Annotated in this window: 25 protein-coding genes; 8 read left to right on the top strand and 17 right to left on the bottom strand. The window is 55.0% G+C overall.

The features are described 5' to 3' along the window. Nucleotides 1-70: 70 nt before the first annotated feature. The 5 genes from MELB17_RS10795 to glnK form a co-directional block, all read right to left on the bottom strand. Nucleotides 71-1,270 carry a WD40 repeat domain-containing protein gene (locus MELB17_RS10795; protein ID WP_007350276.1) on the bottom strand — a complete coding sequence of 400 codons (1,200 nt, stop codon included), beginning with the start codon at nucleotides 1,268-1,270 and terminating at the stop codon, nucleotides 71-73. Continuing rightward, complete coding sequence (locus MELB17_RS10790; RefSeq protein WP_007350275.1) at nucleotides 1,257-3,191, bottom strand: alpha/beta hydrolase; 1,935 nt, start codon at nucleotides 3,189-3,191, stop codon at nucleotides 1,257-1,259. The genes MELB17_RS10795 and MELB17_RS10790 overlap by 14 nt, the downstream gene beginning before the upstream one ends. Next, the gene (locus tag MELB17_RS10785; RefSeq protein WP_157133282.1) at nucleotides 3,192-4,058 is read right to left on the bottom strand and encodes a DUF4123 domain-containing protein; all 867 of its coding nucleotides are present in this window, start codon (nucleotides 4,056-4,058) and stop codon (nucleotides 3,192-3,194) included. A gap of 169 nt (nucleotides 4,059-4,227) precedes the next feature. Beyond that, nucleotides 4,228-5,496, bottom strand: coding sequence for an ammonium transporter (locus tag MELB17_RS10780; RefSeq protein WP_007350273.1), 1,269 nt, complete (start codon nucleotides 5,494-5,496; stop codon nucleotides 4,228-4,230). A 70-nt stretch (nucleotides 5,497-5,566) separates the two neighbouring features. Next, nucleotides 5,567-5,905, bottom strand: a complete 339-nt coding sequence (gene glnK, locus MELB17_RS10775; protein ID WP_007350272.1) for a P-II family nitrogen regulator — start codon at nucleotides 5,903-5,905, stop codon at nucleotides 5,567-5,569. Nucleotides 5,906-6,315: 410 nt separating this feature from the next. Between glnK and MELB17_RS10765 the strand changes: the two genes are divergently transcribed. From MELB17_RS10765 to trmB, 3 genes are all read left to right on the top strand, one after another. Then, nucleotides 6,316-6,567: an accessory factor UbiK family protein gene (locus MELB17_RS10765; RefSeq protein ID WP_007350270.1), complete on the top strand. Its 252-nt coding sequence runs from the start codon at nucleotides 6,316-6,318 to the stop codon at nucleotides 6,565-6,567. Nucleotides 6,568-6,595: 28 nt separating this feature from the next. After that, nucleotides 6,596-8,131 (top strand): YifB family Mg chelatase-like AAA ATPase, encoded by a 1,536-nt coding sequence (locus tag MELB17_RS10760; RefSeq protein ID WP_007350269.1) that lies wholly within the window; start codon nucleotides 6,596-6,598, stop codon nucleotides 8,129-8,131. Nucleotides 8,132-8,232: 101 nt separating this feature from the next. Then, nucleotides 8,233-8,973, top strand: coding sequence for a tRNA (guanosine(46)-N7)-methyltransferase TrmB (trmB, locus tag MELB17_RS10755; RefSeq protein WP_007350268.1), 741 nt, complete (start codon nucleotides 8,233-8,235; stop codon nucleotides 8,971-8,973). 63 nt (nucleotides 8,974-9,036) lie between these two features. On the opposite strand, the gene MELB17_RS10750 is transcribed toward trmB, so the two are convergent. The 10 genes from MELB17_RS10750 to MELB17_RS10705 form a co-directional block, all read right to left on the bottom strand. Then, on the bottom strand, nucleotides 9,037-9,597 hold the full coding sequence (locus tag MELB17_RS10750) for a hypothetical protein (RefSeq protein ID WP_007350267.1): 561 nt from the start codon (nucleotides 9,595-9,597) through the stop codon (nucleotides 9,037-9,039). A gap of 82 nt (nucleotides 9,598-9,679) precedes the next feature. Further along, nucleotides 9,680-10,831 carry a radical SAM family heme chaperone HemW gene (gene hemW, locus MELB17_RS10745; RefSeq protein WP_007350266.1) on the bottom strand — a complete coding sequence of 384 codons (1,152 nt, stop codon included), beginning with the start codon at nucleotides 10,829-10,831 and terminating at the stop codon, nucleotides 9,680-9,682. Then, the gene (gene rdgB, locus MELB17_RS10740) at nucleotides 10,828-11,439 is read right to left on the bottom strand and encodes an RdgB/HAM1 family non-canonical purine NTP pyrophosphatase (RefSeq protein WP_007350265.1); all 612 of its coding nucleotides are present in this window, start codon (nucleotides 11,437-11,439) and stop codon (nucleotides 10,828-10,830) included. The genes hemW and rdgB overlap by 4 nt, the downstream gene beginning before the upstream one ends. 22 nt (nucleotides 11,440-11,461) lie before the next feature. Beyond that, nucleotides 11,462-11,917 (bottom strand): DUF4426 domain-containing protein, encoded by a 456-nt coding sequence (locus MELB17_RS10735; RefSeq protein ID WP_007350264.1) that lies wholly within the window; start codon nucleotides 11,915-11,917, stop codon nucleotides 11,462-11,464. Then, nucleotides 11,914-12,519, bottom strand: a complete 606-nt coding sequence (gene metW / locus MELB17_RS10730) for a methionine biosynthesis protein MetW (protein ID WP_007350263.1) — start codon at nucleotides 12,517-12,519, stop codon at nucleotides 11,914-11,916. Before metW ends, MELB17_RS10735 begins: the two co-directional genes overlap by 4 nt. Continuing rightward, complete coding sequence (gene metX / locus MELB17_RS10725; protein ID WP_007350262.1) at nucleotides 12,516-13,664, bottom strand: homoserine O-succinyltransferase MetX; 1,149 nt, start codon at nucleotides 13,662-13,664, stop codon at nucleotides 12,516-12,518. The genes metW and metX overlap by 4 nt, the downstream gene beginning before the upstream one ends. A 114-nt stretch (nucleotides 13,665-13,778) precedes the next feature. Then, complete coding sequence (locus MELB17_RS10720; protein WP_007350261.1) at nucleotides 13,779-15,743, bottom strand: dynamin family protein; 1,965 nt, start codon at nucleotides 15,741-15,743, stop codon at nucleotides 13,779-13,781. Nucleotides 15,744-15,999: 256 nt separating this feature from the next. Continuing rightward, complete coding sequence (locus MELB17_RS10715; protein WP_007350260.1) at nucleotides 16,000-16,584, bottom strand: YggT family protein; 585 nt, start codon at nucleotides 16,582-16,584, stop codon at nucleotides 16,000-16,002. Between the two features lie 25 nt (nucleotides 16,585-16,609). After that, a complete protein-coding gene (gene proC, locus MELB17_RS10710; RefSeq protein WP_007350259.1) occupies nucleotides 16,610-17,440 on the bottom strand; it encodes a pyrroline-5-carboxylate reductase in 831 nt (276 codons plus the stop codon). Nucleotides 17,441-17,512: 72 nt separating this feature from the next. Continuing rightward, nucleotides 17,513-18,217 (bottom strand): YggS family pyridoxal phosphate-dependent enzyme, encoded by a 705-nt coding sequence (locus MELB17_RS10705; RefSeq protein WP_007350258.1) that lies wholly within the window; start codon nucleotides 18,215-18,217, stop codon nucleotides 17,513-17,515. A gap of 137 nt (nucleotides 18,218-18,354) precedes the next feature. Here MELB17_RS10705 and MELB17_RS10700 point away from each other — a divergent pair, with 137 nt between their 5' ends. The 5 genes from MELB17_RS10700 to MELB17_RS26155 all read left to right on the top strand — a co-directional run bounded on the left by MELB17_RS10700 (nucleotide 18,355) and on the right by MELB17_RS26155 (nucleotide 22,133). After that, entirely contained in the window at nucleotides 18,355-19,389 is a 1,035-nt protein-coding gene (locus MELB17_RS10700) for a type IV pilus twitching motility protein PilT (RefSeq protein ID WP_007350257.1), read from the top strand. A gap of 73 nt (nucleotides 19,390-19,462) precedes the next feature. Continuing rightward, the gene (locus tag MELB17_RS10695) at nucleotides 19,463-20,584 is read left to right on the top strand and encodes a PilT/PilU family type 4a pilus ATPase (protein WP_036184438.1); all 1,122 of its coding nucleotides are present in this window, start codon (nucleotides 19,463-19,465) and stop codon (nucleotides 20,582-20,584) included. A 118-nt stretch (nucleotides 20,585-20,702) separates the two neighbouring features. Beyond that, nucleotides 20,703-20,891 (top strand): hypothetical protein, encoded by a 189-nt coding sequence (locus MELB17_RS25620; protein WP_227498880.1) that lies wholly within the window; start codon nucleotides 20,703-20,705, stop codon nucleotides 20,889-20,891. Continuing rightward, nucleotides 20,816-21,376: an OmpP1/FadL family transporter gene (locus MELB17_RS26160; RefSeq protein WP_007350255.1), complete on the top strand. Its 561-nt coding sequence runs from the start codon at nucleotides 20,816-20,818 to the stop codon at nucleotides 21,374-21,376. The genes MELB17_RS25620 and MELB17_RS26160 overlap by 76 nt, the downstream gene beginning before the upstream one ends. A 43-nt stretch (nucleotides 21,377-21,419) precedes the next feature. Continuing rightward, nucleotides 21,420-22,133: an OmpP1/FadL family transporter gene (locus MELB17_RS26155; RefSeq protein ID WP_007350254.1), complete on the top strand. Its 714-nt coding sequence runs from the start codon at nucleotides 21,420-21,422 to the stop codon at nucleotides 22,131-22,133. A 33-nt stretch (nucleotides 22,134-22,166) separates the two neighbouring features. On the opposite strand, the gene MELB17_RS10685 is transcribed toward MELB17_RS26155, so the two are convergent. Both MELB17_RS10685 and polA read right to left on the bottom strand, forming a co-directional pair. Next, nucleotides 22,167-22,532, bottom strand: a complete 366-nt coding sequence (locus MELB17_RS10685) for a hypothetical protein (RefSeq protein ID WP_007350253.1) — start codon at nucleotides 22,530-22,532, stop codon at nucleotides 22,167-22,169. Between the two features lie 305 nt (nucleotides 22,533-22,837). Further along, nucleotides 22,838-25,618: a DNA polymerase I gene (polA, locus tag MELB17_RS10680; RefSeq protein WP_007350251.1), complete on the bottom strand. Its 2,781-nt coding sequence runs from the start codon at nucleotides 25,616-25,618 to the stop codon at nucleotides 22,838-22,840. Nucleotides 25,619-25,787 lie beyond the last annotated feature (169 nt).

Raw genomic sequence — 25,787 nt, 5'->3', positions numbered from 1 at the left:
AGAAAGCTCGGGAAGGTCCACCATTTTTTATCATAGGCTCCCCGCAAGTTACCGAGCAGTTCAACTCATGCTACTCCACCACCCAAACCCGCTCCAACGTCAGTTCCTCTGGGTCGAACTGGTACACGCTTATGCCACCGGTGGACTGGTGGCCCATGGCCAAAATGCCGGCCTCCGGTGAAGTGGCAATGGCGGTATTGCGGGAGTACTGGCTGCCGTAGGTGACCAGTTTGGGATACTTGCCAAGATCAAAGTATTTCACGGGCCAGGGGCTGCCGGTTTTGAACAGGGCCGCGAAGTGGCTATTGTTGCCGAAGCGGAGGTAGTACTTGCTGTTGTGGATGAAGGCGACGGCAATGGTGAAATTGTTGAGGCCGGGAGGGGCACTGATGAGCTCACTGTCATCCCAGTTTCGGAGGTCGCCTGTCTCAAAAGGCGAGTTGTCAAGGTAGACACCGCCGTAGTATGACGCTGACCGGTGCCGGGCTGCTGGCCGGGCTGTGTTCCAGAATAACCCAATTCCAGCTTCGTCTGCACTGACTACCCATTGCCCATCTGGGCTGATGGCGGCGTGGGTTTTAGAGGAGTTGCCATCAAACTTGGCAACGGGTCTCAAGGTTTCATAACTCCAAAGGACCACACCGGAAAAGTTGGATGAAAAGCGTAGATTATCAGCCGGACGAACGGTGGGCGTGTCGTCGCCTATTGGGCGTCTATCGACAGCACCGTGGCCTTTGCCAGTTGTGATATAAAATTCTTTGTTCGAGAGGCCGATGTTCAGAAGCTTGCCGCTGCCCATGAGGCTCGGACTGTCACTGTCTCTTAAAAGCGGTTTTAGTGAATCACCATAACCGTAAAATAGGTTCCAGGTTTCATTGGCAGAGAAATAATGGTTCAAGCTGGCATCTACAGCGTGGCCGTAAGTCGCAAAATTCTGGAATTGCTTCAGCACTTTCCCATTGGTGGTTTGGATGGTTACTGTGTTGTCAAGACTTTGCCAAAGAAATGCTTGTTGATCCGGTACAAAATAAGCGCTGTAAATATTTGCGTCGTCGGACAGCGCTTTGTAGTTCTCTTTTTTGATGTCCCAAAGTATTAGATGGTTGCTGCGATGGGAACTGATGATATATCGCCCGTCATCAGAGACGCCAATAGACATGACTGGGCCGTAGGCGATGCCAAAGAACCCGATTGCTTTGGCGATCATGAATGCTGCGAGAACAACAATTAAGGGCAAGGCCCAACGGCAGTTTGACTTAATACTGTCCAAACCGATTTCTCCCTAGTTCCTTCAACTGGTTAACAATTGCTTCTTTGTAGGAGCGATTGAACACTTCCTCGCTGGGAATCCGCATCCCCGAGTGGCTAAAAAGCCATTTTGATTGATCAACAGGAATTAACTTTCTGTCGTTCAGCGACTCGTAAAGAAAACTATCAAACTCTGATGCTCGTTCATCAGTAATTTCATTAAACCCCACATACCCTAACGCAGGCCGAGGCCGTTGCTCCGGAACCCAGTTATTCACCGCAAGCTTTTTCAAACGCACAACGTAGTCTTTGGCCATTTGGGGGCTTACGCTGGCTTGGTGGTTTAGGGGGGCCAGCAGGGTGTAATCAGGCGGCCGTTCACCGTTGCGCAGGCAGTCTATACAGGGCTGCCATAAAGCGTTTGCTTCGGTGAGAATGTCTTTTTCTAACCGGGTCCAGTTTTCCTGAACGGTTTGTTTGAGCACTTCGGGTGTGGCCAAAGATCGCTGGGGGTGGACAGTCATCCATGCCTCGAACGTGAGTGGTAAGTAGTCTTTGTATAGATTTTCGATGGCGGGCCCGAACCCGTTGTCCAGAAAGCTCGGGAAGGTCCACCATTTTTTATCATAGGCTCCCCGCAAGTTACCGAGTACGTCGTCCATGGGGTCGTCGGCGGTTGCGAGATCCCATGCGGTAGTTGCTACTGGATGCTTGAATGACAGAGCCTTCCGCCACCAAGCCTCATCTTCACTATTATCCGCCCCAAGAATGCCGTCGCCACGGGAATGCAGCACCACAATTTTGCGGGCTGCGCTATGGGCTGCTGGAAACACGCCCAGCCCCAGAGGATGCACGTCCCGGCTGCTGTCGTTGGTGAGGGCATTGTCGGCAACGGCGGGTTGCCAGAGAAACAGATGGTCGACCAGGTCGCGTTTTCCGATGATGCCCATAATGTTCAGGGCGGTGAGCGCTACCCGTGCACCAAGAGAGTGAGAGAGCAGGTTGATGGCAATGCCGGCATTTGCCAACTGCAACAATAGCGGAGCCAGATGCCGCCCGGATGCCATGGCATTCAGCTCCGCCTGCATGAAATCGGTGGAACCGGTATCCCCCGGCCAGGAAATGTTAATGATGCGGCTATAGGGCATCCAGTCTTCGCCGTCGAAGCCTGCGGCGCGGTTTAACTGGTACTCCATATGAACAGCCCAATTATGAGCGCCGCCACCATTCAGCTTTTCGTCTTCCAGCGTCACGGAGCTATTCGCCGACAGTGCTGCCGTATCCTGCCAGACCGTGGCTTTATTGGGATGCCAGGTATTGGCTTTCGCGAATGACGGCGCATTACCGTGGTAGGCTTCTCGGCTACCATCGTACTTCAAGAATCGCCCCCACTCACCATGAGGAACGTTGTAACCGTGCATAAAGATAAGCGCGTTGTTGCCGTTTGCCCGAAAGTAATCCAGTTGGTCGTTCGTCAGCAAATCTTCAGATGGGGAGGCCTCTTCACGCAGATTAATAAATACCGGTGGCGGTAGGTGTATCGCTCTGGCTTTGCGCTCGCCCTGGATGACGGTTAGCTCTACGCCTTCGCTAAGGGTATGGCCCGGGGCGAAGCGAAGCTGCTCGCTTACGGTATTAAACCCGATCAAATGTTCGCCCTTCGGTTCCTCAGGCCCGTACCACTGTGCGTTGCCCGTAAGGAGTTTGGTGAAGCGAGCCTCTGCATTGTCTGGCGTATGTTCTGTGCCATTTTGCAGCGTGGCGGTGAATGATCTACCGCTCTCATCCTCGATTTTGCCGGCATCAATAAAAGCCCTCGGTCGCCCCAAGGTGTCAGAGCGGCTCAACAGTACGTTTGCGGTTTCGCGCTTGCAAACGGGCGCGCCGTGGGCACCGAGAGGGGTTGTGCTGGGAGAAAAGAGCAGGTTTCCAGTGGGTGTCATTCAGGTTCCGTCCTGTGAATGCGTTAATGTTGCAAGTACTTCCAGCGCGTCTGACCAGTAGGCTCCTTGCCTCGTTCTACTTACGGTCGCAAGTTCCGCTTCGCTCAGCGCGCTGGTAAAACCCTGTGCTATTAATAGACCGGCGCCTTCTACCAAACCCTGCTCACTCGGCGCGCCGAGTGTTGTCAGTTGTTGGAACCAGCAGGAGACAGTTTGCGTCGCTAATTTATTGTTGTCCGCCAGGCCTTTCGCCAATAGATCGCGACGATACACTTCGACGAAGGCGAGATTCTCCTGGGTTACTTCAAGAGGCAGTGGGTCCTGCTCTTCCGCTTCGTTCGGATGTGCCGGGGAATGGTCTTTTTTCAGCGACCAGTTGGTGCCGGCATAGCAGCCGTGTATTGCGGTTAGCGGGCCGAGAACCCGCAGGCGTTGTTGGTGTGACAGTGAGGCACCAAGGCCGCCAAACGTTGCCGTGTCTGCGTAGCGAAAAAGGCTGTCGCCATAAGGGGTACGAACAGTGTTCAGGCTTATAAGATGATCGCGTATTTCTTCCAACGTCAGCAACGGGCCCTGCAGTGCCAGCGCTTTGGCTTCTGCCAGCCAGTTGCGCAGCCATTTTTCACTCTGGCTTGTGGTGGGCTTGATAATTAAAGGGCCATCAAAGGCTTGTTCACGGTATTGCGAATGGATATATGGTAAATCGTAGATGGGTGAGGCGTCGTGCTCAAACAGCAAGCGCAAAACATCTGGGTGCTTGGCCTGGTCAACAAGATACCAGCAGGCACCTGTATTAAAGGGGTCTGCGTGAGGGTAAAACGACGTGGCTGTTTGAGCCTCATGGCTTAAGGCTGTGGAGTCCTTCATGGCTGCTTTCATCTATCCTTAGATGGCCGAATCTGTGCCAGAGGTTAGCTCAAGTGGCAGTTTTGATCAGCTTAAACCCTGGAAAAATGTCAGATTTCTAAAATAAAGGCCTCAAAACGCGAAGGGGCGCCCATTTTGGCGCCCCTTGTCACTGATGCTCACAGCTTTACTATTTGCTGCTAACAAACTCCGGATAGGCTTCCATGCCGCACTCGACAATATCGACGCCCTCGTACTCTTCCGCTTCGCTGACGCGTAAGCCCATGACAGCTTTGATGATGCCCCAAGTAATCAGGCTGGCCAGGAACACCCAGCCAAATATGGTGGCTGCGCCAATCAACTGGCCACTGAAGCTTGCGCCACCGTTGGTTACCGGCACCAGCAGTAGGCCGAGCAGACCACAAACACCGTGGGCTGAAATGGCGCCAACCGGGTCATCAATGCGCAGTTTGTCCAGACCGATGATGCTGAACACGACTGCGATACCGCCGATCGCGCCCCAAAGGGTTGCCTGCAAAGCCGTTGGTGTGGAGGGCTCGGCGGTAATAACCACCAGGCCAGCGATAGCACCGTTCAGCAACATGGTCAAATCTGCCTTACCAAACAATATGCGAGCGGTAATCAGCGCGGCAATAGAACCACCCGCGGCGGCGGCGTTGGTGTTCAGAAACACCATGGCGACCGAATTGGCACTGGCGATGTCGCCCAGTTTAAGTACTGAACCGCCGTTAAAGCCGAACCATCCCATCCACAGAATAAAGGTGCCTAGAGCTGCCAGAGGCAGATTGGCGCCGGGAATGGCGCGGATTTCTCCGTTGGGGCCGTACTTGCCCTTGCGCGCTCCGAGCAGTATTACGCCTGCCAGAGCGGCTGCGGCACCGGCCATGTGCACAATGCCGGAGCCCGCAAAGTCACTGAAACCAAGGTCGCCCAAGTTATACAGGCCGAACACATCATTGCCGCCCCAGGTCCATGAGCCTTCCATTGGGTAGATAACGCCGGTCATCACCACCGCAAAGACCAGGAATGCCCAGAGTTTCATGCGCTCGGCGACAGCGCCGGAGACGATGGACATAGCCGTCGCCACAAACACGACCTGGAAGAAAAAGTCTGACGGGGCAGAGTAGATGGAACCGCCTTCAAAACCGCCTTCACGGCCGGCAAAGTCGGCAAGCACTGAGGCTGTGTCTGTTTCACCGATGCCTGACAGCAGGATTGAGCCGTCATACATAATGGCGTAGCCACAAACCAAATACATGATGCAGGCAACGGAATACAAAGCCACGTTTTTGGTGAGAATTTCGGTGGTGTTTTTAGCGCGCACCAAGCCAGATTCGAGCATGGCAAAGCCGGCGGCCATCCACATGACCAAGGCACCGCACATCAGAAAATAAAAGGTATCCATCGCGTACTGTAACTGAAAGACGTTGCTTTCCATAAAGACCCTCCGCACAAGGCTCTGTTAAATAAAAAGGTTTTGCGTTGGCAGTTAAGGCGAGAGAGCGGGTTTAAACCGCTTCTTCGCCGGTTTCGCCGGTACGAATCCGGATCGCCTGCTGCAGCTCGGTCACGAAAATCTTGCCGTCACCGATTTTTCCGGTGTTGGCGGCTTTGGTGATGGACTCGATTACCTGGTCCATCAGATCATCGCCAATGGCGACCTCTACTTTCACTTTGGGCAAGAAATCCACCACGTATTCGGCGCCACGATACAGTTCGGTGTGCCCCTTCTGGCGTCCGAAGCCTTTAACTTCGGTAACGGTGACACCCTGAACACCGATCTCGGACAAGGCTTCACGCACGTCGTCCAATTTGAATGGCTTGATGATTGCTGTAATCAGTTTCATTGATTTCTCCTTGGTAAAACTGTGCCAACCGGCAGCGCCATAAGGCTGCTTATTGGGACCGGGATGCGGCCACCCCGCACGGCAATTGTGCGGATTGTGTACGGGGCTTTAGCATCGGATGTGCCAACGCAAAAAAATAGTTTAAAAACAGAGGGATAAAAGTAAATCACCGGTTTAAGGTTGGTTTTCAGTGCACCATAATAGCGCGTTTTTAGCGCCATGGAATCATAATGGCGCGTCCCACTACACTCTTTGCATGCTTATTACTCTGCGGACTCGCCTCCGCTGCCACAGTATGGCAGGGCAAGCGGTGTGATACACTGCTGAGCAGCAATTCTGCGGTAGATAGGGCCTTTAAAGCCGCTGCCGCAAAGTTTTTTTCAGCGTGTTTACATAGACAAGGGGTGTTCATGAAAGGTCCACAGGACATTTTTTCCCAGCTGCAGGGTCAGTTTGGTCAATTCGTACCGGATATGGCCCGTGCGGCCAAAGACGACCTTGAAGCACAGGCGCGGGCCAGTGTGGCCTCGGTGCTGTCGCGTCTTGAGTTGGTTACTCGCGAAGAGTTTGATGCCCAGCAAGCGGTATTGTTGAAAACCCGCGCCATGGTGGAAGCCCTGGAAGCCCGCGTAACCGAACTGGAGCAGTCAACCAAAGGCTGACGGAAAATAATAACCATGGAAGGTTACTATGCTTGCTATTGTTCAAACCCGTGCCTGTGTTGGCGTGTCTGCGCCGCCGGTCAGCGTTGAAGTACACCTGTCCGGCGGCTTGCCGGCGCTGTCGATTGTAGGCCTGCCAGAAACCGGTGTGCGTGAGAGTAAAGAACGGGTGCGCAGCGCCCTGATTAACGCCGGTTTTGATTTCCCCGCACGTCGTATCACCATCAATCTTGCCCCTGCCGATCTGCCCAAAGAGGGCGGCCGTTTTGACCTGCCTATTGCCCTTGGCATTTTGGCGGCTTCTGGCCAAATTCCGGCCGCGGCGCTGAGCACCTACGAATTTGTCGGTGAGTTGTCGCTAGATGGCGCGCTGCGCCCCTTGAAAGGCGTGTTACCGGCGGTTTTGGCGGCTCGCGCAGAGGGCCGCCAACTGTTGGTGCCTCAGGCCAATGCCGCTGAAGCGGCATTGGCCAGCGAACACGACGTACTGGCCGCCAGCCATTTGTTGGCTGTGTGCGAGCATTTGCATGGTCGCACCCGGCTTGTGCCGCTGGCGCCTGCGGATTTAAGCGGCGCCGACAGCGGGCAAGCGACAATCGGGCCCGACCTGGCCGATGTTCGGGGCCAGCAGGTGCCGCGCAGGGCGTTGGAAGTGGCCGCTGCAGGCGGTCACAATCTATTGTTTTTTGGCCCGCCTGGAACCGGTAAAAGCATGCTCGCCAGCCGTCTGCCGGGCATTATGCCGGCGCTTGCCGACACTGCTGCAATGGAAGTGGCGAGCGTGCATTCTGTAGCAGGTCTGACAGTGGCCGGAGGCGGTTGGCGTCAGCCGCCTTTCCGGGCGCCACACCACACTGCTTCGGCGGTGGCCATGGTCGGTGGCGGCAGCAGTCCGCGGCCCGGGGAGATTTCCCTGGCCCATCGCGGCGTGCTGTTTTTGGATGAACTTCCGGAATTTGAACGGCGGGTGCTGGAAGTGCTGCGTGAACCTATGGAAACCGGCGAAATTCACATCAGCCGCGCTGCGCGCCAGGTTACATTCCCCGCCCGCTTTCAGGTTGTCGGTGCGATGAACCCGTGCCCCTGCGGTTACAGCGGCCACCCCACCATCGAATGCCAGTGCAGCCCCGCCCAGATTATCCGCTATCGCTCGAAGATCTCTGGCCCGCTGTTGGACCGTTTTGACTTGCACGTAGAAGTGCCGGTGCAAGGCGGTGATGTGTTTATGCGACACGGCGAGCCCGGCGAGAGCAGCGCCCGGGTGCGGGCACGAGTTGTAGCTGCTCGTAGCTTACAGAACGCCAGAGGTACGTTGAACTCCGAGTTGTCGGGCAAGGCGCTGCAAACGGCTTGTCAGCTTGATAGTGACAGCGAGCAACTGTTGCTGCGGGCAATGGAAAAACTTGGGCTGTCTGCCCGTGCCTTGCATCGGATACTGCGGGTGGCGCGCACGCTGGCGGACCTTGATGCCAGTGCCGATGTGGCCCGCGCCCACCTGGTGGAAGCTCTGGGTTATCGACAGTTAGACCGCCGTAACGGCCAAAGTTCTCTGGTTTCATCTTGAGCCGCTGTCGTTAGCTCACCCTGTACTCTGGTGAACGGGCGTCTGGTAAACTGGCTACATCGATTCGCCAGAATCCGCCAGCAGCGGTTTGAGGATGTATAATGACTGAAGAAAATACCCCAAAGGCTCACGCTAAAAACGGCCGTTCCGATGAGTCCCCGGTAACCACCCGCCGTGGTGTACGCAGTTTTGTGTTGCGTCAGGGCCGGATGACCGAGGGCCAGCGCAAGGCCTACGAACGCAACTGGCCCAAATTCGGCCTGACTCGAGAACACGGCATGATTGATCCGCGCCAGGTGTTTGGCCGCGATGCCATGCTCAATCTCGAAATAGGTTTTGGTATGGGGCGTTCGCTGGCGGATATGGCTGAGGCCGCGCCAGAGCAGGACTTTATTGGTGTGGAAGTGCACCTGCCAGGCGTAGGTGCCTTGCTGAAAGAAATTGCTGATCGTGGCTTAGAGAACATCCGAATTTACAGCATTGATGCCAACGATGTGATTGACCTGTGCTTGGCGGATGCCTGCCTTGACCGGGTAATGGTGTTTTTCCCGGACCCCTGGCACAAAAAGCGCCACCACAAGCGCCGCTTGGTTCAGCAGGAATTTGTTCAACGCCTTCGCCACAAGCTTAGAGTTGGGGGCATTCTGCACTTGGCCACCGACTGGGAAAATTACGCCGAACACATGATGGAAGTGATGGCTGATTCGGAAGGCTTCGCCAATACCCAGAGTGAAGGTGGTTTCTCGCCGAAACCGGAAGGCCGCCCGGTGACCAAATTCGAACAGCGTGGTGAACGCCTGGGCCACGGTGTCTGGGATTTGTTGTTTTATCGAACCAACTAAGAAGTAGCCAGCACAACACCCGTTTACGGTTCGTTGGCCGCTGTTTTGAACATGCTTGCCAGTTCACGCGTGAGTAAGCGGATGCCGCCGGGCGGCGCGAATAATCACCAGGCCCGCGCTGCCCAGCAGCAAACCGGTAAATTTCACCAGCGCAGAAAATGTGGCAACCAGGCTGAACAGGTCTCCTGGCTCTTTCAAATTGTTCAGTAGCAACAGGTTTTCAATGCAATCGCTGACCGCCGCCAACGCAAAGAGAATAAGCACCCAGCGGCCTGCTGTGCGCTCGCGCACACCGGGGCGGTCTATCAGAAGCCGGCGGGTTAGCAGAAGCAAGGTAGTGGAATAAAGCGCAACCATTAAGAAATCCAAAAGCAACGAGATTCTAGCCCACGCCTGTTGTTGCGGGCTCCAGCTTTGCAATATATCGCGGGTATATGCGGCGTTGCCGGCCAGTTGTAGATTAACAATACCTTGAGGCGCTTGGGGCGTATGGAGCAACTGGTTGATCAGCAGCAGGGCGATAGCGAGGAGTGCGGACAGCGCAAAGCCGACTTTGAGTTGCGCAGAGAGACGACGCCGAGTGCGCTGCCTGTCTGGCGGGCGTTGAATTGGGGCAGATTTCATCGGGTGTGCTCCCTTGCCGCTGGCGCCAAGATTATTGCCGCCATTGTCATCGCTGCCATTACGTTGCCATCACTTCAGCCGTCTACAAAAACCGCTGCAACAGGCTGTTCAAATAGCGTTGGCCGAGTTCGGTGGCCTGAATGCGTTGAGGGTGCATCAAACCCTCCTGCCTTAATGCTTCAAGTTGTACCGCAATCGTGCTTAAGGGTAAACCCGTGCGTTGTTGAAACAGGTTTTCGGGCACGCCCGCGCCAAGGCGCAGCGCGTTCATCAGAAACTCCAGCGGCCGCTCTGCCACTGCTATTGCCTCACTGCCGGCGGTGCGGCTGCCTATTCGATTTAAATAGGCTTGCGGTTGGCGGGTTTTCCAGTAGCGCAAAATCTGGCCATCCGGCTGGCTGATTTTACCGTGTCCTCCGGCGCCCAGGGCCAAATAGTCGCCAAACGTCCAGTAATTCAGATTATGGCGCGATGCCATATTATGTTGGCTCCAGGCGGATACCTCGTAATCGGTAAAACCGTGGCTGCGCAGGTAGTCGCCGCCCTGGCTGTAAATATCCCACAGTCGATCGTCGTCTGGCAGCTCCGGTGGCTGGCTGTAGAACTCGGTGTTGGGTTCTACTGTAAGTTGATACCAAGACAAGTGCGGTGGTTGATACGATAGGGCCTGAGCCAGGTCGTCCAGTGCCTGTTCAGGCGTTTGCCCTGGCAAGCCGTGCATAAGGTCGATATTGAAGTTGTCAAAACCGGCCTGGCGCGCCGCTGTTATGGCGTTGTGGGCGGCCTGGCTGTCGTGAATGCGCCCAAGCACCTTTAACTGCTCTGGGTTAAAGCTTTGCACGCCTATCGACAGCCGGTTGATACCGGCCTCGCGGAACGCCTCAAAACGGCCCTGCTCGAGAGTGCCAGGATTTGCCTCCAGAGTGATTTCAGCGTCTGCCGCAAATTCCAGCCTTGTTTTCAGCTGGCGAAACAGATCGCTGTAAAAACCACCGCTCATCAGCGATGGCGTGCCACCGCCAATAAACACCGTTTGTATGACGCGGCCTGCGGCTAGGCGCAAATCCTGATCGAGATCGTCCAGCAGGGCCTTTAAATACACGCTTTCAGGGATATCCCCGGTAATGGCATGGGAATTGAAGTCGCAATAGGGGCATTTGCGCACGCACCAAGGAACGTGCAGATACAGGCTCAGCGCAGGCTCAACGGCCGCAGGTGTCCGGTTTAAATTCAAGAGGCGCCCTGCAGCTCGCGTTTCAGCTGTTCAGTCATCATCGCTAGCGCTTGGCCGCGGTGGCTAAGCTGGCCTTTTTCTGCACGGCTTAACTCGGCGGCGCTGCAGTTGCGTTCGGGCACAAAGAATATCGGATCGTAACCAAAACCGCCGACGCCTGAAGCCTGGCGCAATATACTGCCGTGCCATTGGCCGTGGCACACCAGCGGGGTAGGGTCATCGGCGTGGCGCAAGTAAACCAGTACGCTGTGGAATTGGGCGCTGCGTTTGCCGTCTGGCACATTGGCCATGTTGGCTAACAGCGCATTCAGGTTGTCTCCATCGCTGGCGTTGTCGCCGGCATAACGCGCTGAGCGCACGCCCGGCTGGCCGCCCAGGGCGTCTACAGCTAAGCCGCTGTCGTCTGCCAATGCTGGTAGGCCAGTAATACGGGCAGCGTGGCGGGCTTTAAGAATGGCATTTTCCACAAAGGTGACCGCCGGTTCTTCGGCTTCACCCACGCCCAGTTCGCTCTGGGCAACGGGCGCTAGCCCCAGTGGGGCCAGAAGATCATTGAATTCTGCAATTTTGCCAGGGTTGTTGCTGGCAATAACCAGTGTCTGGGGCATTGAAGGCTCAGTTGTTAAAGGCTTAGTCGTTAAACAGGGCGTGAGAAAATCGTACCGGCAGTTCTTGGTCGTGACCCGTTGGGCGCGCAGTAACACTGAAAGTCAGCAATTCAGCAGTGCCATACTGGTACTCGGCAACGAAGTATACCGCGCTGCCTTCCTGTATGCGGCGAAATGCCAGAAAGCGAACTTGCTGGATGTCGTTGGTAACTTGGCCCTCTACCTGGCCCGTTACCGGCGACAAGGCACCGTCGGCGTTGTTTTGCATAATGGCAACGTTCACAATGCCGATGCTTTTACTGCGCTGCAGGTTGTTTTCTTTCGCTATTTCCGGTGTCAGGAATGTGCTGGGCAGCACGCTCCAGGAAACGGTGTATTCACCGAAGTTCTTACTGTCGGCCTGGGCCAGACCAGCGCAGCATAGCAGTACAAGCGCAAAAGCCGAGCGCATGAAAATCGAATGTTTGGCAATCATCATTGTGAATTCTCCCTTGTGATGCGGTAAATCGCAATTTCGCCTAGCAGGTTTGGCCACAAACGAGCCACCCAGCTGTTCTGATGCTGGCCGTCTACAACCTTGCGGCTGGTGATGCGTATGCTTTTCTGGCGGCATAGAGCTTCAAAGTCATGGAACGTACAGAGCCGTATGTTGGGGGTGTTGTACCACTTATACGGAAGCGCTTCGGATTCGGGCATGCGCCCGCTCAACGCCAATCCCCAACGCAGGCGCCAATGGGCAAAGTTGGGAAAGGTAACAATGCCCTCGTTGCCCAGACGCAGCATTTCGTCCAGCACTTTGTCGGGCCGGCGTACCGCTTGCAGGGCCTGAGTCATTAGCACGACATCAAAACTGTTGTCATCAAAGTTGGCCAGCCCCTGGGTGTCGAGGTTTTGCTCTATCACTGATACGCCGCGGCTCATACAGTGTGTGATATGCGCCGGATTAATTTCCAGGCCGTAGCCGCTTGCGCCGCGTTCGCTCTGCAGAAAATCGAGCAGCGTGCCGTCACCGCAACCCAGGTCCAACACGTGATGGCCCGGTTTTATCCACTGTTGGATAATTTCAAGATCGGCTCTCATGCTCCAACCTCCCGCGCAACACGGTCCATATAGGCGGTAAATACATCGGTATAACGTGGCGTGGGAATTAGAAACCCATCGTGGCCCCAGGGTGCGTCAATCTCAGCGTAACTGACTTTGCGGCGGGCGGAGATCATGGCTTTAACCAACTCTTCAGAGCGCTCTGGTGCAAAGCGCCAGTCGGTGCTGAATGACAACACCAGAAATTCGCAGCGTGCGCCCTGCAGGGCTTTGGCCAGGTCGCCGCCGAATTCGTAGGCGGGGTCGAAGTAGTCCAGAGCCTTGGTCATCAGCAGGTAGGTGTTGGCATCGAACGATTCGGAAAAACGTTCGCCCTGATAGCGCAGATAGCTTTCTACTTGAAATTCCGCGTCGTAACCGAATTTGTAGGCTTTTTCGCGTAGCTCACGGCCAAACTTTTCGCCCATGGAAGCGTCAGACAGATAGGTAATGTGGCCCACCATGCGCGCCAGCATCAAACCGCGCCGGGGTAGTGTGAGATTGTTGCTGTAGCGCCCGGCGTGAAATTCCGGATCACTTGTAATGGCCTGCCGCGCTACCTCGTTAAAGGCAATGTTCTGAGCGCTCAGGCGCGGCGTTGACGCGATAACCGCCGCGTGGCTTATGCGCTCGGGATAGGTAAGGCTCCATTGCAGTGCTTGCATGCCGCCCAGCGATCCTCCCACCACCGCAGCCCAGCACTCTATGTTGAGCTTGTCGGCCAGCCGCGCCTGGCTGTTGACCCAGTCAGTTACCGTAACAACTGGAAAGTCCGGGCCATACAGTGAGCCCGTGTCCGGGTTGGTGCTGCTGGGGCCGGTGCTGCCGTGACAACCTCCCAGATTGTTAAGGCTCACCACAAAAAAACGGCGGGTATCAATGGGCTTTCCGGGACCAATACAACTGTTCCACCAGCCTGCTTTGCGTTCGTCGGCGCTGTGATAACCGGCGGCGTGATGGTGGCCACTAAGGGCGTGACAAATCAAAATCGCATTGCTGGCGCTGGCATTAAGCTCGCCATAGGTTTCAACCACCAGCTCATAGCGGTTCAGCACCTTGCCGCAAGCAAGCTCCAGCGGTGTATCAAAATGGTAGGTCTGCGGGGTAACAAGCCCAACAGAATCTGCGGGCAATGGATCGGGCATTGGCGCGATGACTTCCTGGCTGGAATCGAGAAATACGGATGCGCCACAGAGGAACGGCGCTCAAGCGTTTTAGTGTAAAGGCGGCAGCAGCGAGCTGCAACTGTCGCCGGTGAATCACCTAGCGTTGGAAAGGTTAACCGCTTTTTGCTGAGAGAGGGTTGGTGCGGGCTTGCGAATTTGCCGGTGTATGGCTTCTGCCAGTTCCAGCTGGCGCCGCAGATCGCTGATGGCATCCTCGAGGCGCTTTGTTTCGGCACGGCCGTAGCGATCATTGCGTGCCAGCTCTTTTAACCGTCCGATTTGGTGTTGCAGCAGTTGTTTTTGCTCAAGTGTGTACTGCATCACCGGCAGCAGCGCTTGTCGTGGCCAGCGTTCCGCGTCTTTTTGTGCCATTAGGTACAAATTACGCACTTCGTTAATCATCAGGTTGGAAAACCGCCGCACCAGCACTGACTGTTCGGTGAGCAAATTGCGGGGGTTGCTGCGAAAGCTCTCTGATTTCTGTCGCAGCTTGCGGATGGCGATTACATGACGGCCAGCCCGAAAGAGGGTTGGCTCTAGGTGGCGAGCGCCAGGGTCATCGTGATAGCGTTTGTAAATGGCAGTCACCATGCGCTCCGCCAGCCTGCTTTCGGTCAGCAGGTGGGAAAGATCGCCCTCCAGGCCGTCAAAAAACTGATCTATTGCCCGATTCATACCAGCTGTGGTCCAGCTTTTGGACATGTTGTCGCGCACCCGGGTCACCTGGGTTTCAAAGTGTGTCGCGGCTACCAGCCCTTGCAGGGTTACGCCCTGAGCCTCCACCAGGCGGCGACTTGAACGCAGAATGATCAGTTTTTTATGGTAGAACTCGTAATCGGTCTGGGTTTTTTCCGCCAACCGTTTAAGCCGTGCTTTGTCGTGGGACGGCCCGCTGCAGGCCTGCTGTTCCTCATGCATTGCGCTCAGCTGGCTATGAAGTGCGGCTTGGCTGTTTTGAAGCATACCGAGCAGGTCATTGATCAGGCTGCTGGTGATCAGCTTTTCCTTGTGTGCCAGAATGCGCTGAATGATCAGCTCTTCAAGCTGTTCGATCCCCGAGCGCTGGAATAGATCAAAATCGTTTTTTACGCGCCCGATCAAGCCCTGTTTGGCTGACACGGGAATCACATCTTGTGGTTGAATACCTAAATGGTCGGCGCTGTAATCGCGTACTCTTTCGATGGCTTGTTGGGTGTCGGCCTCACCTTGAAGCTCGTCCCACAGCATGTCTATCTTATTCATCACCGCAAAGCGACCGGCGCGGTGATCGGCTTGGTCGGTGGCGATAAAGTCACGCCAGATGGCCAAATCGCTAGCGGTTACGCCGGTGTCTGCGCTGAGTACAAATATGATGGCGTGGGCTTTTGGCAGCAGGCTGATGGTCAGTTCCGGTTCGGAGCCCAAGGCGTTCAGGCCAGGAGTGTCCAGAATGCGCAGGCCGCGTTCAAAAAGCGGGTGGCGAATGCTGATCTGCGCATTACGCCAGGCCGGTATCAGAACCTGGCCGGGATTGGCTCGGTCGAGCTCCAGCATTTGCTCGTCGAAGCCCAACATGCGTGCTGAAGCAGGTGTGACGCTTTTTACCCGCGCCACTTCTTCTAATATCTGACGCATTTGGTCCGGGGTTTCCGGGTCTAGCTGATGCTTTAACCAGCGCTCGGGCTGAGCGCGCAGCTGCTGCAATGAGAGTTCACCCACGCGGGTTTCTATGGGCAACAGCAGTAAATAGTTTTCCTGATGGATGCGGTCAAAAAATAGCTCGGTAGGGCACATAGTGGTGCGCCCGGCCTGGGAGGGCAGCATGCGCTGACCGAAGTCGGAAAAGAACAGAGCGTTGATGAGCTCGGTTTTACCGCGGGAATATTCGCCGACAAAAGCGATGGTCAGCTCGTCTTCTACCAGAAGCCGCAGGCCTTCGTGGATACGCTCACTGATGTCGTCAGAATAAAGCTGGTTATCCTGTAGCCACAAACGATAGCGGCTGATTTGCCGAATCAGCTCTTTTTTCCAACTGTGATAAATTTCTACCTGGTGAGACAGAGCCCCATGAGGTGTCATCGCAGAGTCCTTGAGCATGTTCGAGCCGCACCGGAACGAAAGGCGAAGAGCCGTGGCGCATAAGTTTTGATGGTACTACTGACACGGGCAAAATATGTAGCCCATCAAGCGACATTTTATTTTGAAAAAATGATTAAGTTGGTAGGAATAGAGCATTAAAAATAAAAAAGCCCGCGAAATCAGCAGATTAATTCAGCGGGCTGGTGCATCGTTGCGGCTTTTTTGATTGTTATAAAATGTAATTATGAGACTTGGGTTACATTCCTGCCAGCAGCGCCGGCATGCCGGTGGCTACCTTCATGTGATCAATCATCACAGTAATTACCTGCAGTATCAGAAATACAATAATAGGCGACAGGTCCAAGCCGCCCAGTGATGGCACCACTTTGCGAACCGGGCGCATCACCGGTTCGGTAATCTGGGCCACCAACTGTATCGCCGGGTGGCTGCTGCCGGGTGCGATCCAGCTGATAACCACGACGGCAATCACCGCCCAGAAATACAGATTTGCTACCAGTCCCGCCACATTCAACACGGACCAGGACAACAGCCACGCCGGATTGAACAGCGCAGCGCCGGCGTCATACAGCAGCAATACCAACGTAAAGGTGATGGCCTGAATCAGTATGGCCAGCACGATAGCTGCACCGTCAATGCCGCCCCAGCCGGGAATTACCTTGCGTACAACACGCAGCGGAGGATTGGTGACCTTCACCAAGAACTGCGAAATGGGATTGTAAAAATCGGCTCGCGCCAACTGTAGCAAAAACCTCAGCAGTACTAAGGTCATGTAGAACGACGACGCGATCGACAAAATTGTGAGCAGAATCTTCGGCAGCATCAGCGGGTGTCTCCGTTTGCTATGGTTATTTACCGACCAGTTCTTTGGCCATTTCCTGAGAGCGGGTATAGGCCGCTGAGTAGGCTTTTTGCACCAGTTCGCGCAAACCACCTTGCTCGAACGTGTTCACCGCCTGCTCGGTAGTGCCACCGGGTGACATCACATTACGCTTGAGTTGCGCCGGTTCCAAGTCGCTGCGGGCCGCCATTTCTGCGGCACCTGCCATGGTTTGGATGGCCAGTTCGCGGGCTGTTTCTGCCGCCATGCCAGCGTTAGTGGCGGCTTCTTCCAGAGCCTCCAGCATCAAGAAAAAATAGGCGGGGCCGCTGCCAGACAATGCGGTTACTGCGTGTAATTGTTCTTCCTGCTGCACCCAGTTGGCAGAGCCTACGCTGTCAAAAATGGCCATAACGTCGTTTTTTTGCTGTTCGCTGACCCGCGAGTTGGCAAACAGGCCCGCGGCTCCTTTGCCCACCAGTGACGGGGTATTGGGCATCACCCGCACCATAGGTACGCCACCGCCAAGCCATCCGTCGATAGTGTCGGAGGTCAAGCCTGCTGCGATTGAAACCATCAGTGGCCGGGTATTGCGCACCACCGCGGCAATATCTTCACACACGCTGGCCATGACCTGCGGCTTTACCGCCAATACAACAATGTCAGATTGTTGGGCGCAGTAGCGGTTGTCGGTGGTTACGCTGATGCCGAAACGCTTGCGCAAGCCTTGCAAATGCTCGTCGTCTGGGGCGCTGACCCAAATTTCGCCGGCTTGATAGCCGTTATCCAGCATGCCGCCAATAATAGCGCTCGCCATATTACCGGCACCAATAAATGAAATGGTCGGTGATTTGCTCAAGATTCACTCCAGGGTTTGACCCAATCGAAAAATGGTTGTGCCTGTTGCGGATCATAACAGGAACCGATGTTTTCAGCTCTTTTGCTGGCGTGGACCAAACACCGCCGTGCCTACTCTTACCCAAGTTGAGCCCTCGCCAATGGCCAGCTCCAGATCGTCAGACATGCCCATAGACAAAGTGTCCAGCGGCCCGGTGCCGGGCTGATCCTGGCGCAACTGGATCAAGGCATTGTTCATGGCGCGAAAGCTTTCGCGCAATGCAGCTTCTCCGCGCTCTGGGTTCGGAATCGCCATAAGCCCGCGCAATGTCAGTTGCGGTAGTTCGGCAATCGCGGCTGCCAGCGCTGGCAGTTCATTCAGCGAGCAGCCGGATTTGCTGGGTTCATTATCAATATTAACCTGTAGGCAAATATTCAAGGGGGGCAGGGCAGTGTCGCGCTGGTCGTTCAGGCGGCGGGCTATTTTCAGGCGTTCAACACCGTGTACCCAGCAAAACGCAGACGCTATTTGTGCGGTTTTATTGGATTGAATCGGCCCTATAAAATGCCAGCGTAACTCCGGTATATCCTGCAAATTCGCTATTTTATCCAGAGCCTCTTGCAGATAGTTTTCACCGAAATCCTGCTGGCCTGCCGCCACGGCTTCGCGCAACTCGTCTGCCTGGCGGGTTTTACTAACCGCCAACAAACGCACAGAATGGGGCTTCCGACCCGCTTGTAGTGTTGCTTTTTCGATGCGCTGGGTTACGCTATTGATGTTGTCTGCTATGCTGCTCATGGTGTGAAATCGCTCTGCTTGTACAGCTTTAGGTAGCGTTATACGTTACCCGCAGGTCACTGAAATGCCAAGTGATCACCGGTTTTGATGGGCCGGTTACGGCAGCCGGCGAAAAAGAAAAACTCCCGGGGAACTCTATGGATATTACTGAACTGCTTGCCTTCTCGGCGAAACAGGGCGCGTCAGACTTGCACCTTTCTGCTGGCTTGCCGCCGATGATTCGTGTGGATGGTGATGTACGTCGTATCAACCTGCCTCCTTTGCCTCATAAGGAAGTGCACGGCCTGATTTACGACATCATGAATGACAAGCAGCGCAAAGACTACGAAGAGTTCCTGGAAACCGACTTCTCGTTCGAGGTGGCCGGGGTTGCCCGCTTCCGGGTTAACGCCTTTAACCAGAATCGCGGTTCCGGTGCGGTGTTCCGGACCATCCCTTCGAAAGTGTTGACCATGGAAGACCTGGGCATGGGCAAGGTGTTCAAAGACATTTGCGCGGTGCCACGGGGGTTGGTTCTGGTAACCGGGCCCACAGGTTCTGGCAAGTCGACCACGCTGGCGGCCATGGTAGACCACATCAATAACCACCGTTACGAACACATATTGACCATTGAAGATCCCATTGAGTTCGTGCACGAATCCAAAAAGTGCTTGGTTAATCAGCGCGAAGTGCATCGCGACACCCTAGGCTTTAATGAAGCACTGCGCTCGGCGCTGCGGGAAGACCCGGACATTATTCTGGTGGGCGAGCTGCGTGACCTTGAAACGATTCGTCTGGCGCTGACTGCAGCGGAAACCGGCCATTTAGTATTCGGCACCCTGCACACCACGTCGGCGGCAAAAACGATTGATCGGGTGGTTGACGTGTTTCCGGCCCAGGAAAAATCCATGGTACGGTCAATGTTGTCTGAATCCTTACAGGCGGTTATCTCGCAAACCCTGATGAAGAAAATGGGCGGCGGGCGTATTGCTGCCCACGAAATCATGATTGGCACCTCGGCTATTCGCAACTTGATCCGTGAAGACAAAATCGCGCAGATGTATTCGTCGATACAGACCGGCGGCTCGCTGGGCATGCAGACCCTGGATCAGTGCCTGGAACGCCTGTTGCAAAAGGGTCTTATCTCGCGCGAACAGGCGCGTTTGAAAGCAAAAATGCCCGATGCCTTTTAATCTTGACAGGATCTTCGCCGGCTGAGACAAAACGACTAGTGCGCGTGGGCGCGCCCAAAAAAAGGTGATGAAAATGGAATTTGAAAAGCTACTGCGGCTGATGGTTGAGAAAGGCGGCTCGGACTTGTTCATTACCGCCGGCGTTGCGCCCAGTATGAAAGTGAACGGGAAGGTGTGGCCTGTCACAAAGACCGCCCTAACACCCGATATGACCCGCGAGTTTGTTTACGGCGCCATGAGCGACAAGCAACGCGCCGAGTTTGATGAAAGCCACGAGTGCAACTTCGCCATCAGCGCCCGTGGCATTGGTCGTTTTCGGGTTAGCGCGTTTTTCCAGCGCAATCATTGCGGTATGGTGCTGCGTCGTATCGAAGTAAAGATCCCGGAAATCGACGATCTTTCACTGCCCGACATCGTCAAAGAGCTGGCAATGACCAAGCGCGGGCTGATCATGTTTGTCGGCGCCACCGGCACGGGCAAATCCACCTCGCTGGCTGCGATGATTGGCTTCCGCAACCACAACAGCCGCGGCCATATCATTTCTATTGAAGACCCGATTGAGTTTATACACCAACATCAGGGTTGCATTGTGACCCAGCGCGAAGTGGGCATAGACACCGACAGCTTTGAAGTGGCGCTGAAAAACACCCTGCGCCAGGCGCCAGATGTGATTTTGATTGGTGAGGTGCGAACCCGCGAGACCATGGAATATTCCGTACAGTTCGCCGAAACCGGGCACTTGTGCCTGGCGACTCTGCACGCCAACAACGCCAACCAGGCGCTGGACCGGATTATCCAGTTTTTTCCACCCGAACAGCACGGCCAAATCTGGATGGACCTGTCGCTGAATCTGCGCGCCATTGTGGCGCAGCAACTGGTGCCCACGCCAGACGGAAAGGGCCGGAAAGCGGTTATTGAAGTGCTGATCAATACGCCGCTGGCGGCCGACCTGATTCGCAAAGGCGAAGTGCACAAGCTTAAAGACCTGATGGCCAAATCCAACGAAATTGGCATGCGCACTTTTGATCAGGCGCTGTATGAGCTGTATTCCGAAGGTTCAGTGACTTATGAAGATGCCCTGGCACATGCCGACTCAGCCAACGATTTGCGTTTGATGATAAAGCTTGGAACCGACGCCCAAGGGGTGGACAAGTTGTCGTCTTCGGTGGACAAGCTGACCATTCAGCAGGACTGAAGCACTCAGAAAAATGTTTCGAAGAATGTGTTATAAGTAATTGATGGCAATTGCAATTGTGACGGCCGCAACCACCTGAGTATACTCCGGCCGTTCATAATCAGGAGTCATCAAAAAAATGAAATCGACCCGTCTTGGCCGTGCTATCCGCCTGGCCACTCTGGCTGCCATCGCAGCGCCCGCGACTGTTTTCGCCGGTGGTTTTCCCTTAACGAGCAGAGTGCCAGCGCGATGGGCGTGGCGAATGCGGGTGCGGCAGCAAATCCGGAGAACGCATCCACGGCGTTTTTTAACCCGGCGGGTATGAGCCGATTGAGAGGCACCAATATTTCATTTGGTGTAGCCGTTCTGGATATTGATGCTGAAGTTAAAAGTGGCAGCACTATTGCAACTGACGCATTAGGCGATCCAGTTAAGGGCTCGGGCGGTGGCGATATTGCTGACCTGGCAGTGCTGCCCAACTTTTTTATGACTCACGAAGTGAATGATTCTATCGATGTAGGTTTTGGTATCCATGCGCCTTACGGGTTGGCGGCGGACTACGATGACGATTTTGTTGGCCGCTACTTTGCCGACAAAACCGAGCTGACAGCGATTTCTTTTACCCCTTCTATCGCTGTCAATAATGGCAAAGATCTTTCAATGGGCCTGGGCATCAACATCGTGTATGCCGAAGCTCGTCTGACAAAGTTCCAAGACATTAGGGCAGGGCTTGCAGCGCAATCTGATGATGCCACGGCTCGCGTACTGGCAAAAAACTACGAAGCGGCTTACGGGGGCACCTTATTCTGATGTTAACGGTGATGATATCGCCGTTAACTTTCGCGTTGGCTTTTTGTCTGAACTATCTGACAGCACTCAATTTGGCCTGACGGCACAAACCGGAACCGAGTTTGAGTTGAAAGGCGATGCCGAAATAAGTGGTTTTCCTAAGCAGCAAACGCCAGGCGTATTTGTGCCGATCACGATGAAAGAGGCGGCCAGTGTGCCGCTGGCCATTCCAGAGAGCATTACCGTAGGCGCTCGCCATCAGCTGAATAATTCAGTGACCGTGCTCGCCGGCGCCACTTACGCGCGCTGGAGCCGGTTCGAGGGCCTTGACGTGTTCAGCACGGAAGGCGACGGTGGCCAGATATCTCAGGCTCTTGGGCGTACAGGTGATAAACCGCTCAGTCACGTTACTGAAAAATGGCAGAATACCTGGCAGTTCAACGTTGGTGGAATCTGGCAAGCTACGCCTGCATGGGCGTTCAAGGCGGGCTATGCGTGGGATGAATCGCCGGTCGGCGAATTCGTAACCGCCCGCGTTCCTTCATCAGACCGTCATTGGCTAACACTGGGTACTCAGTGGAAAGACGCGCAGAGCGGCTGGACGGTGGACGCCGCCGTTGGCACTTTGTTGTTCACAGACGATCCAAAGATTAACGAATTCGTTTATCAATATGATTCTCCCAGTCAGAAAGATCCGGCCGCGAGAGATTTAAACTACAAAGGCGAATACGAGCTCGACGCCTGGAGTGCCTCGGTGCAAGTTAGCAAAGCCTTTTAACGACTGATTTTAACGAAATAAAGGCAGACTGGTTTAACCTACTACCTGTCCGCGGTAGATATTTTTTTTCTTCCGCGGCAGGTCCGCTTCCTGGCCTGCTCCCGCTACCTTGGCCACGGGTGTGTCATCGATAATTTCCATTCCCCGATACATTTTACTGGAGTGTTCCTCCGTTTTTATTCCCAGTTCCGGCACTTGGGCCAGCAGGCACTCCCAGGTATCGACTAACGTCTGGGAGCTGCTTCTACCGGCATAGTCTGCTAGATGCTGCTCCAAGTGTTCTTCTGTCAGATGCAGTTGTACCCCAAATTCAGATCTAATCAGCCGGCGGCACTGGTAAACAAGTTGTAGCAGGTTGCGGTCCAGTAGCCAGCTGCGCTCACGGGTTAGAGATGTCATTTTCAGGTACCGTTATGGGTGTCACAACATGGGCGCCACCGGTGCGATGGTGAGAAGGCGACGATCGACTTGAAAAAGGCAGCGAATTCCGTGCCATTCCGGAATCTGACGCCAAGGTGGGGGTTGAGTGGGGAAGAGCGGGGGTTTGTACCGTTTTACGATGCAAATGCGCACAGCTTTAGTGCGTGAGGGGCTGGAAATGCCCCAGGCTGGGTTGTCTATTGCAGCTCCCCCGGCCGGGGGAGCTTTCAGGGAGAAGGCCCTTTTGGAAGCTCAGTAGGTTCACGAGTTAGCCAGAATGGATACTAGTGTGCCTGGTCCCAGTTATCACCCACGCCGGCCTCTACCAGCAAGGGCACAGCGAGTTCCGCAGCGCCCGACATGCGCTTGATCAGTCCTTCGCGCACCACTTCTACCGCCTCTTCTTTTACTTCGATGATCAGTTCGTCGTGCACCTGCATGGTCATGCGGGCGCTGTCCGGGTATTCGGCCAGCAGCCAGCGCTCCACTTCAATCATCGCGAGCTTGATAATGTCGGCAGCGGTACCTTGCATGGGCGCATTAATCGCGGTGCGCTCGGCGGCTTGCTGCAGTTGCTTGTTGCGGGTGTTGATCTCGGGCAGGTACAAGCGCCGGCCAAACAGAGTTTCCACGTAGCCGTCTTCGTGGGCCTGTTTGCGAATGTTGTCCATGTATGTCAGTACGCCGGGGTAACGCTCAAAGTAGCGGTCAATGTACTGCTGGGCCACTTTACGCTCGACATCCAGCTGCCGCGCCAAGCCAAACGCCGACATGCCGTAAATCAGTCCGAAGTTGATGGCTTTAGCGCTACGCCGCTGGTCGGTGTTCACTTCTTCCAGCGTCACTCCGAACACTTCCGCTGCGGTGGCTTTGTGAATATCTTCGCCCTTGGCAAACGCGGTTAGCAGGCCTTTGTCTTCCGACAGGTGCGCCATAATGCGCAGTTCAATTTGGGAATAGTCTGCTGCCAGCAGCTTGTAGCCTTTCTCGGCGACAAACGCCTGGCGAATGCGCCGGCCCTGCTCGCTGCGAATGGGTATGTTCTGCAGGTTGGGCTCTGACGATGACAGGCGCCCGGTGGCCGTGACTGCTTGATGGTAAGACGTGTGCACGCGTCCGGTGCGGTGGTGGATCAGCTCTGGCAGGGTGTCTGTGTAGGTGGATTTGAGCTTGCTCAGGCTGCGGTGTTCCAGCAGAAGCCTTGGCAGTTCGTGGCGGTGGGCCAGTTCCTGCAGCACCGGTTCGGCCGTTGAGGGCGCACCTTTGGGCGTTTTTTTGAGAACTGGCAAGCCCAGCTTTTCATAAAAAATAACCTGCAGCTGTTTTGGCGAGCCAAGGTTGAAGGTCTCCCCGGCGGCTTCATACGCGGCTGTTTCCAGTTCGGCCATGCGTTCAGCCAGTTCCTGGCTGTGCTGGCGCAGGGTGCTGGCGCTGATCAGCGTACCCCTTTGCTCCATGCGCGACAGCACGGGTACCAAGGGCAAATCAATGTCTTCATACACCGACTGCAGCTTACCGGTGGCGGCTAGTTGCGGGCGCAGTGCCTGATGTAAGCGAAGAGTGATGTCGGCGTCTTCGGCGGCGTAGGGGCCGGCTTTATCAAGCTCCAGCTGGTTGAACGTCAGCTGTTTGGCACCTTTGCCTGCCAGGGATTCAAAGGTTGTGGTCTCCTCGCCCAGATAATGCAGAGCCAGGGCGTCCATATTGTGGCGTGAGGACACCGAGTTCAGCACGTAGGATTGCACCATGGTGTCTTCGGCAATGCCTTCCAGGCAGATGTCGTGGTTGGCCAGCACGTTTTTGTCGTACTTTAGATTTTGACCTACTTTTTTATGATCGGGGCTTTCCAGTAGCGGTTTCAGCTGGGCCAGCACCGTGTCGCGGTCCAGCTGTTCGGGCGCGCCCATGTAGTCGTGGCAAAAGGGCACGTAGGCTGCTTCAAACGGTTGTACAGCAAACGACACGCCAACAACCTCTGCAGCCATGTAGCGTAGGCTGGTGGTTTCGGTGTCAAAGGCAAACAGCTCTGAGGCTTTTAAGCGCTCTACCCATTCATCCAACTCCGCCTGGTTGGTGATGATGCTGTAGTGCTTGTCACGGGGCTGAGCGGATTCAGCAGGGCTGCTTTGATGTGCGGTGTTATGATCAGACGTGCTGTGGTCAGCGCCGGATTTAGCAACCGCGGGGCCGGTGGTTTGGGGGTCTAAACTTTCGAGTTCGTTGACCCAGCTGCGCAACTCGTATTCGCGGAACAGCTCCAGCAGTGCGCTGTTGTTCTGCTCGCGTTCCTGCAGATCTTCCAGCCCGAACTCCAGCTCTACGTCCAGTTTGATGGTGGCCAGTGTCCGGCTCAGGGGTAGGGTTTCCCTGGCATCCCGAAGGTATTCCCCAACCTTGCCTTTGATGTCATCGGCGTTGGCCATCAGGTTGTCGATGTTTTGGTATTCCTGCAGCCATTTTACCGCCGTTTTCGGGCCGCACTTGTTTACGCCCGGTATATTATCAACCTTGTCGCCCACTAGCGCCAGATAATCGATGATCTGCGCCGGTGTTACGCCAAACTTTTCTTCAACACCGGCGTTGTCCATGTAGGTGTTGGTCATGGTGTTGATCAGCGTTACGTGCGCACTTACCAACTGTGCCATGTCTTTATCGCCCGTGGACACCACCACATCGATGCCCTTGCTGGTGGCCTCGTGGGCCAGAGTGCCAATCACGTCATCGGCTTCCACTCCATCCACAATCAGCAACGGCAGGCCCATGTGCCTGACAATCTGGTGAATGGGCTCAATCTGTACGGCCAGGTCTTCAGGCATCGGCGGGCGGTTTGCTTTGTAATCTGGGTAAAGGTCGTTGCGGAAAGTTTTGCCTTTGGCATCGAACACCACCACAATTTTGGAACCGGGGAAGTCCAGGTCTAGCCGGCGTATCATGGCAATAACGCCCTTGATGGCTCCGGTTGGGTGGTTTTTGCTGGTCATGAGTGGTGGAAGTGCGTGGTAAGCGCGGAAAAGATAAGAGGAACCGTCTACAAGAACCACGGGTGGAGTGTGTTGTTCAGTCATAGCTGTCTGTGCCTGCAATCGTATTGAAGCGTGGGTTGCCTTGTGTAACTCTAATGGGAACGAGTACGGCAATGATAAAAGTACGGCAATGATAAAAGTACGGCAATGATAAAAGTACGGCAATGATAAAAGTACGGTAGTGATAAAAGTACGGTAGTGATAAAAAGTA

Source organism: Marinobacter sp. ELB17 (genome assembly GCF_000169375.1).
Lineage (GTDB): Bacteria > Pseudomonadota > Gammaproteobacteria > Pseudomonadales > Oleiphilaceae > Marinobacter.
The sequence above is the reverse complement of the archived record's forward strand: the minus strand, read 5'-3'. Positions and strand labels throughout refer to the sequence as shown.